At 62.1% G+C, this 11959-nt stretch carries 9 protein-coding genes and 1 pseudogene; 4 read left to right on the top strand and 6 right to left on the bottom strand.

What is annotated here, in order from left to right:
• Positions 1-438: pseudogene (locus D0550_RS19080) on the bottom strand (hypothetical protein); the annotation flags it as partial.
• A gap of 12 nt (positions 439-450) precedes the next feature.
• A complete protein-coding gene (locus D0550_RS19075; protein ID WP_161965926.1) occupies positions 451-1134 on the bottom strand; it encodes a lasso peptide biosynthesis B2 protein in 684 nt (227 codons plus the stop codon).
• 505 nt (positions 1135-1639) lie between these two features.
• On the opposite strand from D0550_RS19075, the gene D0550_RS19070 reads away from it, so the two are divergent.
• The 3 genes from D0550_RS19070 (at position 1640) to D0550_RS19060 (ending at position 4857) form a co-directional block, all read left to right on the top strand.
• Positions 1640-2980, top strand: a complete 1341-nt coding sequence (locus tag D0550_RS19070) for a hypothetical protein (protein WP_116810786.1) — start codon at positions 1640-1642, stop codon at positions 2978-2980.
• Between the two features lie 148 nt (positions 2981-3128).
• Complete coding sequence (locus tag D0550_RS19065) at positions 3129-3605, top strand: ECF-type sigma factor (RefSeq protein WP_116810785.1); 477 nt, start codon at positions 3129-3131, stop codon at positions 3603-3605.
• 130 nt (positions 3606-3735) lie between these two features.
• Entirely contained in the window at positions 3736-4857 is a 1122-nt protein-coding gene (locus D0550_RS19060; RefSeq protein ID WP_116810791.1) for a metallophosphoesterase, read from the top strand.
• Here D0550_RS19060 and D0550_RS19055 read toward each other — a convergent pair.
• The 4 genes from D0550_RS19055 to D0550_RS19040 form a co-directional block, all read right to left on the bottom strand.
• Positions 4854-5885 (bottom strand): LacI family DNA-binding transcriptional regulator, encoded by a 1032-nt coding sequence (locus D0550_RS19055; protein WP_116810784.1) that lies wholly within the window; start codon positions 5883-5885, stop codon positions 4854-4856. The genes D0550_RS19060 and D0550_RS19055 overlap by 4 nt on opposite strands.
• A gap of 144 nt (positions 5886-6029) precedes the next feature.
• Complete coding sequence (gene nagA, locus D0550_RS19050) at positions 6030-7178, bottom strand: N-acetylglucosamine-6-phosphate deacetylase (RefSeq protein ID WP_116810783.1); 1149 nt, start codon at positions 7176-7178, stop codon at positions 6030-6032.
• Complete coding sequence (locus tag D0550_RS19045; protein WP_206606398.1) at positions 7178-8209, bottom strand: SIS domain-containing protein; 1032 nt, start codon at positions 8207-8209, stop codon at positions 7178-7180. The genes nagA and D0550_RS19045 overlap by 1 nt, the downstream gene beginning before the upstream one ends.
• Complete coding sequence (locus tag D0550_RS19040; RefSeq protein WP_116810782.1) at positions 8206-8949, bottom strand: GntR family transcriptional regulator; 744 nt, start codon at positions 8947-8949, stop codon at positions 8206-8208. The genes D0550_RS19045 and D0550_RS19040 overlap by 4 nt, the downstream gene beginning before the upstream one ends.
• A gap of 263 nt (positions 8950-9212) precedes the next feature.
• On the opposite strand from D0550_RS19040, the gene D0550_RS19035 reads away from it, so the two are divergent.
• Positions 9213-11906, top strand: coding sequence for a TonB-dependent receptor (locus D0550_RS19035; protein WP_116810781.1), 2694 nt, complete (start codon positions 9213-9215; stop codon positions 11904-11906).
• Positions 11907-11959 lie beyond the last annotated feature (53 nt).

Genomic DNA, 11959 nt, shown 5'->3' with positions numbered 1-11959 from the left:
GAAGAACAGATCGATGCCCGCATGGCGCGCGTGATAGCACGGCAGAGTGCCGATCGGATCGCGGAAGATGTGCAGCCGACCGCTGCTGCCATCACGCAGTATCGCCAGATACGAGCCCCAGTAGTGATCGATCAGATGTTGCCCGGCGGTGGCGATGAGGTTGCTCGTTTCACTCTCGCCGAAGCGGATGTCGGCTGGGCGCGAGTAGTCCTCCTGGCGTCGGTCGAACAACCGACCGACGATCACGCCGGCGTCCCGGTGCAACGGATACTTGTCCGGCGCGCTCTGGTTGTACCTGGAATGCAGAACGAGAATGCCGGGTTCGTCGAATGCGACTGACCAGCGACGCAGCGCCGTATTCAGACGCTGCAGGCAATCCGCGGCGCACAGGCCCGCGACAGCGCGTGGCTGCCAAACGGCAGCAATGTAGCGATACATGGGAGCTCTCTCTCAGACCGCCATGATGGGGGTGTAGCTGGCTGCCTTCTCGACGCCTTCGTTGAACGTGAAGGGCCCATGCTGAATCCAGCAATGTGCACCCCACGGCTCCAGCCGCACGCCAAACACCCAGGTCGGAAAGACGTCATAACGGGCCAGGAATTCGACCAGCGCCAGCGAGTCGAACAGGCACAGGTAGTTCGCAGGGAACAAGCGCCGCAGTCGATGAAATACCGCTGTGAGTCTGCGTGCCTCGTCGACGTCGAGCGGTTTGCGACCAGCGTGCAAGGCTTTGCGTTTCGCAACGCTCGTCACCGTGCGTTCTATCGGGTGCCACCGCAGACGCGCTGCTGCGGAAGTGCAGGCAGCGATGAAGTTCCACCAGTCCGCGATGCGCGCGGTGGCAGTGGGTGGCTCATCGGGATCCAGCAGTGTTTCGTTCGCGGGATCGACGTCGGTGGGCGCGAATGGTCGAGCGGCTGCATGCGCCTTGGTCAGTAGTCCCCCCTGCTCGAGCTCGACCAGTGGATCGCCGGATGCTGTCGTTGACTTTGCATCATGATTGGCGAGGGCGCGCAGCGCATCGGCCGCCGGGCCGCTCACCAGTGTGTAATCGTCTTGTTTCAGATCGAGAAAAACAAAAGCAGTGCCACGTTGACAGCAGTGCACGTGCACAGGCAGGCGGTAGTCGTCCATGAGCAACCGGCTCCTTCGTTGAAGCGTCCAAGGTGCACGGCTTGCGCCGTGCACCCCGCGTGCACGAGCGGTCATTCACGACCGCTCATGCATGCTCAGATGAAAACCTCGAGCTCGCCGGACACTTCCGGAAAGAACGACAGCTTATCGCCACGGGTTTCCACTGAGACTTTGCCGAGCTTCATCATGACTAGTACTCCCTTGGTAACAATTGACACGCCATCGGCCTGATGGCGCGCGCAGAGAGTTTTGCCAAGCGGTCTGAGTTGCAAGTCCGGTTTCGCGGTGGGCAATGGGCTGCTGAACGGCAGCCGGCGGCAAATGTGGGTCCGCTGTCGTGAATTCTTACGAAAATTTGCTGCGCCGCGAGCGAGCATCACGGCCCGGCAGTGGTCCGGCACAGTCTTTGATTATTGGAGAATGCGCGCCAGCGTTGCCTCGCTATCCCTCAGATGTTAATTCTCTGCGCGTCGTATGACCCAATCAGCAACGATCGGAGCAGGGAATGCTATCGACGTCGGCGTGGCGGCCCAATGATGAAGCGCTCGTTCAGCAGCTTTCGCCGGCGTTGCGCGCCTGGCTGACATTCGAACGATTTCATCTCCACGAGCCGCATCTGTATCAGCGCACGGCGCGCGATCCGGGCTTTGATGTCAAGTACTTCGCACAGAACTGCGGCGTTTTTCAGTTGCCTTGCTTCCGGGTGCCGCGCCGTTACCTGCATGTGATCGGTGCGGGATCCACAGGCGCCGATACGATGCAGTTCTGCGCCGATACCGCGGTCGATGATTCAATATTGCTGCCGATACATCCTTCCGCCATCGACTCCTATCGCGAGCTGCTGCGAATGACGGACGCGCGCGACAGCGGCGAGCGAATCTGGGCGGTCGCGACATCGAGTACTCGCACCGTGCTCGCCTGGCCCGAAGCGAGTCCCGAGCAAGCGACTTTTATAAAAACATCGTTGCATTCGCCGATATTCGGCGATCGGCGCGTGACTCGAATCAAGGCCGGGCGCAGCGTCGGTCTGTCTGCGCTGGTGCACGCCGAGCTCGATGATTTGCCGGCCACCTTGTGCTATCTGCCCGAGACGCTTGCGTTCACGCCGCGCGGCGAGCCGGGGATGGGCGCGATCGTGCGTTCCATTCCTGCCGAGGTCAAAGCGGGGCGGGTCGTGCTTGCGCCCTTGTTCTCCCTGATCGGTGGCAGCGGCGAGCGCGTGCCATTGTTGCTGTCCATTCTCGAGCGCACCGGCATGACGCCGGTGGAGTTCATGCACGACGTCCTCTGCGCACCCTTCGCCAGGCTGTGGCTGGAGCTGACGATGAAGCATGGGTTGCTGCTCGAAGCGCACGGGCAGGATCTGTTGCTGGAGCTGTCGCCCGATCTGATACCGCGGGGGCGTTTCTACTACCGGGACTTCGAAGGACTGCAGCTGGATTGGGAGCTGCGCCGCCACGTGAGAAAGCGTGCGCCAGTGGGGTTGACTGGGCAATGGTGCTGGCACGAGGCATACGACTCCTGGGGGGAGCATCGCTACTGTCAATCGACCTGGTTCAAGTGGCGGATCAGCCTGGTGCAGTATCTGCATTTCGTTTTGCATCAGACGGAAACGATGCTGCGCACCTGGCAACGCGAGCGACGGATCGGCGGCGAGTCGATTGAGCAGGATGAAATAACCATGCTGTTCTCGCGCTGTTTGTTCGACGCCGTTGCACGGATGTTTGGCCAGAGTGTCGGGGTTCCCTACAACATCTATCGCTTTCTGAACCGCTTTCTATTGATGCTGGCGCGGTTGCGCCGAACCATGTTGCGGGATGTACAGAGTGTAGGACGGGCTGCGTGAGCTCATGCCTACATCTATCTATTTGACCGCTGCTTGAGGTTTTTCCGGAGCTGCCACGTCTGAGTAAGAGGTCGCCCGGCGACTGCGAGCGCGCCAGGGCGCGCACCTCTGCAGCGATTGATTCACGGTGGGTAGCAAGGTCCGGCCAATGAGCACGGCAGACGCCAGTCAGTCCACGCCAGTTTCCATGTCCAATCTCGCGGGTCGAGTGCTCGCAAGCATGTCCACCGCCACCCGGGACGAGTTGTGCGAGCACGCCGCCGATTGCTCGTCGCGGCTGCGCGCTACGCTCGAGACCCTGTTCGAGAATCGTTTTGGCGGTCATCACCCCGGGCTCGAGCGGCTGCGGTTTCTATTTTTCGTGGCGCCGCTGGTGCGCCGGCTGGTCATCGGCTCGGCTAGCCCGAATAGCCGGGTGCGGGGCACGGACGTGACTTTCTCGGACGTGAAAGCCTGGCTGGCGTGGCTGGACGCCATGGACCCGCTGTGCGCCCGCATGATCGATCTGCGTTACTTCGCCGGCGTCAGCGTCAAGGAGACTGCGCGCCTGCTGGATCTGCGACCCGATGCGGTCGTACGTGAGCTGCGCTTTGCGCGGGCCTGGCTGAACCTCAAAGTGGTCTGAGCGAAGTTTTCCCGCCGCCCCGCTTGTAATCTCCCTGGCGCAGGGCCATTTATCCCGCTCTATATCATGACCGCTGTACCTCCCGGTGTACGCGGCAGGAGCGGATTCCTTGCGACGCGGTTTCCTGATCATGCTGGGCCTGCTCGGCCTGTTGCATGTCTACATCGGTTTGCGCCTCTTGCCCGCCCTGTCCATTGGCGTGACCGGGCACGTCGTCGGCGCGCTGTTGCTGCTGGCCTCGTGGATCCTGATTCCGATGGGATTGACGGCGAGATCGCGTCAAACGAGTGCCGATGGTGCCGACCGTCTGGTGTGGACCGCGCTCATCGCGATGGGTCTGTTCTCGTCTTTGTTGGTGTTCACGCTGGTGCGGGATGTGGTCCTGCTGGTCGCGGCGTTGTTCACGCCAATGGTGGCCACCGGGCGAGTGCAGGAGGTGTCCGCGTGGATTGTCGTGGCGGCTGCGGCGTTTGCGACGTTGATCGGATACATCAACGCTCGTCGTGTCGCGCGAGTGGTGCACGTCGATGTGCCGATCGCCAATCTGCCAGCGGCGTTGCATGGCTTTTCGATCGCACAGATCAGCGACATCCATGTCGGCCCGACGATCCGACGCGATTACGTCGAAGGTATCGTCGCGGCCGTGAACCGCTTGGAAGCGGACGCGATCGCCATCACCGGGGATCTGGTCGATGGAAGCGTTCGCGAGCTGGCGTCGCATGTGGAGCCGTTATCGCAACTGCGCGCCCGATACGGAACGTTCTTTGTCACGGGCAATCACGAGTATTACTCCGGTGAGCGCGCGTGGACCCGGGAGCTGCGTCGGCTCGGCATGCGAGTGCTCATGAACGAGCACGTTGTGGTGGATCACGAGGATGCGAAGCTCGTGATCGCGGGCGTGACGGATTTTGGCGCGCATCACTTCGATCCCGTCCAACGCAGCGATCCGTTCGCTGCGCTGGCCGAAGCGCCGGCGGACGCTGGAGCGAAGATACTGCTTGCGCATCAGCCACGCTCGGCGCCTGAAGCCGCGGCGGCGGGATTTGATCTGCAGCTTTCCGGGCATACGCACGGCGGTCAGTTCTGGCCCTGGAATTTCTTCGTGCGCTTCCAGCAGCCGTTCACGGCGGGGCTGGATCGTCTCGGCTCGTTGTGGATTTATACGAGCCGAGGCACAGGTTACTGGGGGCCGCCGAAACGCTTCGGCGCGCCGTCCGAGATCACTCGAATCCGATTGATTGCGCGCAATTAACTGCTTTTGGTCGATTGTCGAAGCGCGAGCGTCGCCGGCATCGTGTGGCTCTGCACTGGCTCGTCGTGAATCAGCGCGAGCAGGCTTTCCACCAGCAGCGTTGCCGCTGCCTTCGTATCCTGCTGCACGGTGCTGAGACTGGGGTTGGTGAAGCTCGCGATAGGAATATCGTCGAAGCCCGCCACCGCGACCTGCTGCGGCACGCGGATGCCTCGATCCGCCAGCGCGCGCATCCCGCCGATCGCGATCAGGTCGCTGGCGCAGAACAGCGCATCGAATGAAACACCGCGCGCGATGAGCGCATTCACCGCGTCGAAGCCGGAGCGCTCGGTCGTAAACGCATCGATCTGCAGGTCCGACCGCACCGGCAGTCCGGCGTTGCGCAGTGAGTCCGAATAACCTTTGTATCTTTCCAGGAACTCCGGATAGTGCTCCGAGGCGTGCCCGACGAACGCAATGTTGCGTCGGCCCTGATCGAGCAAATGCCGGGTCATGTCGCGGCCGCCCTGGAAGTTATCGCAACCGATGGTGACGCCGGGCTGGCCGGGCAGCACCACGCCCCAGCGCACGAAATGCGTGCCTTGCTCGACGAGCAGCTCCAGGCGCGACACATACTCCAGATAGTCGCCGTAGCCCAACAGGATCAGGCCGTCCGCCTTCTTGCTGTCCTCATATTCGACATGCCAGTTGCTGGACAGCTGCTGAAACGAGATCAGCAGGTCATAGCCCTGCACGGCGCAGGCGCGGGTCAGCGAGCCGAGCATGGACAGAAAGAACGGATTGATCAGCGAATCGTCCAGCGTGGGGTCTTCGAAGAACAGCAGCGCGAGCGTGCCCGATTGCTGATTGCGCAGGTTGGAGGCGTTCTTGTCGACCTTGTAGTTGAGCTCGTGGGCGATCTGTAGGATGCGCTGGCGCGTCTGCTCATTGACCGTTGGACTGCCGCGCAAGGCGCGCGACACGGTCGGCTGCGACACGCCGGCCCGATAGGCAATGTCGAACGACGTGGCTTTCCCTTTACCCCGCATCCCGCTCCCCCTGCCCTGCCAGGGAAGTGACTGGTGACTCGTGACTAATGAATAGTCCGAATTCAGGCTGTCCCCGCGACCTCAATCCCCCTGCCGGTTTGGGCAGTGGGCCAAGCGTCATTCTGGCCAGTCACCAATCATTAGTCACCAGTCACTTCGAGGATTGCCGGCGATCCAGGTCTCGATGACGTTGAGGCTCGCGTCCACCAGCACCAGATCGGCGCGATAGCCCGGCTCGATGCGGCCCAGCTCATGATTCAGGCCAAGGAACGTAGCGGGGTAGAGACTGGCCATGCGCGCAGCCTGCGGCAAATCCACGTCGAGCATGTCCAGCGAGTTGCGGACTGCGGACGCCATGTCGATGTCCGAGCCGGCCAGACGGCCGTTTTCGTCCACCAGCATGTTGTCATCGGCCACCGAGATCGGGCGGCCCTGCAGGTTGAATGTTTTGTTGGGCGCGCCGACCGTCGGCATGGCGTCGGTCACCAGCATGAACCGATCCCGGCGCTTGCTGCGCATCGCGATCTTGAGCACCACCGGATCGACGTGATGGCCATCGAGGATGATTCCACACCAACTGTTGTCATCGTCCAGCGCCGCGCCGACCGCACCCGGCTCGCGTCCCGTGAGTTGTGACATTGCGTTGAACAGATGCGTAAAGCCGGTCAAGCCATGATCCAGTGCGCTACGAATCTCGGCATACGTGCCGTTCGTGTGTCCGGCGGAGACGATCACGCCTGCATCGGTGAGCTTGCGAATGATCTGCGGCGTGGTGCGCTCGGGCGCGAGCGTCACCAGCGTCTTGCCGCCTTTGAGGGAAGTCAGCAGTCCCAGGGCATCTTCATTGAGCCAGCGCAGCTTGGTCTCGTCATGCACGCCCTTGCGGGCTGCATTCAAGAAGGGCCCTTCGATGTGGATGCCCAGCACGCCGGGCACGCCGGCCTCGATCGCATCTTGCGCCGCCTTCACCGCGCGCGAGACGACGTCGAGATCGTCGCTGATCAGCGTGGGCAGGAATCCGGTCGTGCCGAAGCGGCGATGTGCGCGGCCGATCTCACGAATCGACGCGACGCTCGGGTCATCGTTGAACAGCACGCCGCCGCCGCCGTTGACCTGGATGTCGATGAAGCCGGGCAGCAGCGTTTGGCCCTGCAGATCGTAAATGATATCGGCGTGCCACTCTGAATCGCTCGGCACGAGCCGCGCGATGTGCGCTCCCTCGATGAGCACGACCTGGTTCTCGACCCATCCCGAGTCGCGCAGTAGGCGGCCATTGACCAGCGCGAGCGTCATTACAGCGTCTCGGTCACTTTGTTGAGATGTGGCGGTTGATCGGGATCGAAGCCGCGTGCCGGTGCGAGTGTTGCAACCATCCGATAAAAACTCTGCACCATGAGCAGCGGCTCGATCACCGCATGTGCTGAAACGGTGGCCAGCGAAATGGAATCCACCACTCGCGGGCCGGCAATCAGCACGTCCGCGCCGCGTGCCACGAAATCGGCGGCCAGCTTCTCGATGCCGCTGCGACTCTCATCGTTCTGCGACAGCATCAGCACGGGAAATCCGCGGCCGACCAGCGCCATCGGTCCATGTTTGACTTCGGCGGCACTGAAGGCTTCGGCATGCAGGCCACAGGTCTCCTTGAACTTCAACGCCGCTTCCTGCGCAATGCCGAGTCCGTAACCGCGGCCGACCACGAACAGATTGTTTGCTCGCTGCAGTATCGGCACTGCCGCGCTCCAGTCGAGATGCCATGCTTGTTCGAGCTGCTCCGGCGCGCGCATCAGCGAATTGATCAATGGTTGATCGGAGGTCCAGCACGCCAGCAGATGCACGATGGCGCTGAGCGATGCGATGTAGGACTTGGTCGCGGCGACGCTCGTTTCCGGCCCGGCGCACAATGGGATCGTGTGATGGGCCATCTGCGCGAGCGGCGATGCCGGCGAGTTGCACAGTGCAATCACGCACGCGCCGTTGCGCTTGGCATTCTCGGCAGAGGCGAGCAGGTCGGGGCTCTTGCCGGACTGTGAGATCACGAGAAACACGACGCCGCGCAGATCCGGTTGCGCGTCGTACAACGAGCTCATCGACGGCGCGGCTGAGGTCGTCAGCAGCTTGGTGTGCGACTCGATCAGGTACTTGGCGAACGTCGCCGCATGGTCAGAGCTGCCGCGTGCGCAAGTGACGACTGCGCGTGGGCTCATCTCTCTCAACAGTGCGCCAATACGTCGCACGTTGATCGCATTGTGCTCCAGCTGGCCGCGCACCACGTCGGGTGCCTGGCCGGCTTCATTGAACATGCGGCTGTCCGTACCCATGGTCATGACGATGCGCTGAGCTCCGCGACAAAATCATAAATGTCGCCGCGATAAAACGACTGTGAGAATTCGACGGCCCGGCCGTCCTTGAGAAAGCCGACGCGCTCGACCAGCAAGCCCGCGTCTTTCTCTTGCGCTTTCAACAATTGCGCCTGTTCGGCAGTAAGCAATACGGCGCGCAAGCGTTGCAGGGCGCGCACGGGACGATTGCCGGTGCGCTCCAGCGCTTCATACAACGATGTTTCCACCGACTCGACCGACGGCAGGCAGTCGGCCAGCACCGTCGCATATTCCAATGCCATCGGTGCGTCGTCGGCATAACGAATTCGGCTGAATCGATACACGGGCGTGCCGGGGCTCGAGCGCAGTGTGAGCGATTCACCCGGAGTGACGGTGCCGGCCGCGCGATCGAGCCAGACACTGCGAGGCTTGCGGCCGCGGGCGCGCATGTCTTCGGAGAACGAGGTCAGCTTGGCGAAATTCTTTTCGACCCGGTTGGTGACGAAGGTGCCCGAGCCTTGCTTGCGGATCAGCAGGCCTTCATCGACCAGGCCGTCGATGGCTTTGCGCACGGTGATGCGAGACACCGCGAGCTCTTCCGCCAGATCGCGCTCGGGCGGCAGAGCATCTTCCGGGCCGAGCACGCGCGCCTCGATGGCTTCGCGGAGTTTTCGCTGCAGTTGTTGGTACAGGGGCAGAGTGCTCAATTCATCGAGCGGCCGCAGGTACGGGGACAGTGACGTCAAACTCCTCTCCTAAAGATGCCACCGCGGCTGAAAGGCGACGGCGTTGTAGCCTCATGACATGCACGATGCCATCCTGGTACTACCAATGCAATACCAATAAAGCCGCTCTACTCTGCGCAAGGTGACGTAAGTTGCTGTATGTGCGAGACAATAATGCGAGCAAATTATGCGGAGACCGAATAGACTTGGATTTCAAGCCCGACTGGTACTATATTGGCCCCATATTGGTCCGCTCAAGAACACAACAGGGGTAGGGGCATCACATGAGCACAAGACGTTCGACGTTGATCAGCGCCGCGGTTGCCATTGCATTGATGAAGCAGGCCGCTCCGGCATATTCACAGGCAACCTCTGCAACGCCGCAGGGCGGCGTTGAAGAAGTCATTGTCACCGGCATCCGCGGTAGTTTGCAGAAGTCGCTCGATGTGAAGCGCGAAGCCGAAGCGCGCGTGGAAGTCGTCACTGCCGAGGACGTCGGCAAGCTGCCGGCACACAACGTGGCCGACGCCCTGCGGAGCCTGCCCGGCGTGAACATCAGCTCATCCAGCGCGGATGAAGGCGGCTTTGACGAATCCGACCGCGTCAGCATGCGCGGCACCAGCCCGAGCCTGACCCAGACCCTGATCAACGGCCACAGCGTCGGTTCGGCCGACTGGTTCGTGCTCAGCCAGGGCAACAACGTCGGCCGGAGCGTCAGCTACACCCTGCTGCCATCCGAGCTGGTCAGCTCGGTGGAAGTCAACAAGTCCTCGCAGGCCAAGCTGCAAGAGGGCGGCACCACCGGCACCGTCAACATCATCACCCGCAAGCCATTGCAGTTTGCCAAGACGCTCACGACCGAGGTTTCCGTCGGCGGCGTGCGGTCCGATCAGGCCGAAGCCAACGATCCGCAGCTGTCGGGCCTGTTCAACTACAAGAACGAGGGTGGCACCTTCGGCGTGATGCTCCAGGCGTTCAAGCAAAAGCGCTCCCTGCGGCGCGAAGCGCAGGAAATCGTGGGTGGCTTCTTCGAGATCACCGGCCGGGATGGCGACGGGAACCTCACGCCAGTCGGCATCAACAATCCCGACCTCGTTGGGGTTCGGGCGCCGGGCCTGGTCGGCGCAACCCTGTTCGAACAGGTCCGTGATCGCAAAGGCGGCTTGCTGGAAGTGCAGTTCAGGCCTTCCGACAACCTGACCCTCGGCCTGAGCGGCTTCCTTTCGGACATGGAGGCCGACAACTACAACCGCAACTTCATGCTGTGGGGCAGTGCCTTTGCCAACAGCCAGTCGCCCCTGCCGGGTTACACCGTCGAGAACGGCGTGCTGACCAAGGCGACGTATGCGGGCGAAGCCGGCCGAAACTACGCGGTGTACGACATGATCTATCGCGAAGCGACGGCCAAGAGCAGCTACGTCACCTTCGATGCCGACTGGCAGATCAACGACACCCTGAGCTCCAAGGTCCAGGTGGGCACCACCAAGGGCGAAGGCCAGACGGAGCGCCAGTACATCGCCGAAGTGAACCTGGCCAGCGGCGGCGGCGCCAGCTGGACCAGCCATGGCAACGGCTCGCCGCTGGACTGGAGTGTGGGGGGCGACATCACCCCGGCCGGCGTGACCGGTTTCGGTACCTGGGGCAATCAGCAAGTCACCGCCAAGGACAAGGAAGACTGGATCAACCTGGATTTCACCCAGGACATGGCCATCGGTCCCCTGACTTCGCTCGACTTCGGTGCCCGCTACGCCGACCACGAGCGTGAATCGCTGTCTCCGGAGGGCGCCACCCCGGGCGCCATCTGGCCCGCGCTACAGAACGGCGCCACCAGCCGCTACCCGAGCGGCTTCGCCAGCAGCATCGGCGGCAACTTCCCGCGCGATCTGTGGTACTTCACCCCGAAGGCGCTGAAGGAGGCTGTCGTCAACAACTCCACCTGGCTGTCGAACGACGACGGCCCGGACGGCCGCCACAACTACGGTGCCGAATGGTTGGTGGCCGAGAAGAACTTCGCCGCCTACGTGCAAGGCAACTTCGCTGGCAATGAGTGGTCCGGCAACGTCGGCTTGCGCTATGTCAACGTCGACCAGGACATCAGCTCCTATCAGGCTGTCACGGATGCGGCCAACGCCGATGTGTCGAGCCTGTTCGGCAATTGGATCTACCAGAACGCCAGCAACAAGCACAGCCGCGTGCTGCCCAGCGCGAACCTGAAGTTCAATATGGCGAACGACGTGGTGTTCCGCTTTGCCGCTTCCCAGACCCAGACGCTGCCGGACTTCTCGGCATTGGGTGCGTCCAGCTGGGGTTCGGATCTGACCCGGAGGGGCGGCGGCGGCAACCCGAACCTGAAGCCGGTGCTGTCCACCAACTTCGATGGCAACATCGAGTGGTACTTCATGCCGCGCGGCCTGCTGTCTGTCGGCGCCTTTTCGATGGATCTGAAGGACTACATTGCCTTCGGTACCGAATCACGGATGCTGTTCAGCGAGCTGACCAATCAGCTCGAGGAGTACCAAGTCGCGGTTCCGGTCAATTCCAACGGCCAGGTGACGGGCGTTGAGCTGACCTACGAGCAGCCCATCGGCAACTGGTTCGGCTTCAACGCCAATTACACCTACTCGGATGGCAAGACCGCCCACACCTGGGCCGATGGCAGCAACAACCTGGTGGGCAATTCGAAGGACACCTACAACCTGGGTGCCTACTTCGAGAACGACACCTTCGGCGCACGCGTGAGTTACACCTATCGCTCCGAGTTCCTGATTGGCTTGTCGGGCACCAATCCGTACTACCAGGACGAGTTCGGCACCCTGGCGATCGCACTGAGCTACAAGCCCACGGAGTGGCTGAGCGTGAGCCTGGATGCGCTGAACGTCAACGATCCGGAAATTAAGTACTACCAGAGCGCGCATATCCCGACCGCGTTCTACACTAACGGGCGTCAGTACTACCTGAACGTCCGAACCAAGTTCTGACGAGGCTCGCCCGCAATCCGATACCGGGTTGCGGGCCTTCTCTCGTTCGACCA

It is taken from the genome of Steroidobacter cummioxidans (assembly GCF_003104955.1).
This window is presented reverse-complemented; position numbering and strand designations above follow the sequence as displayed.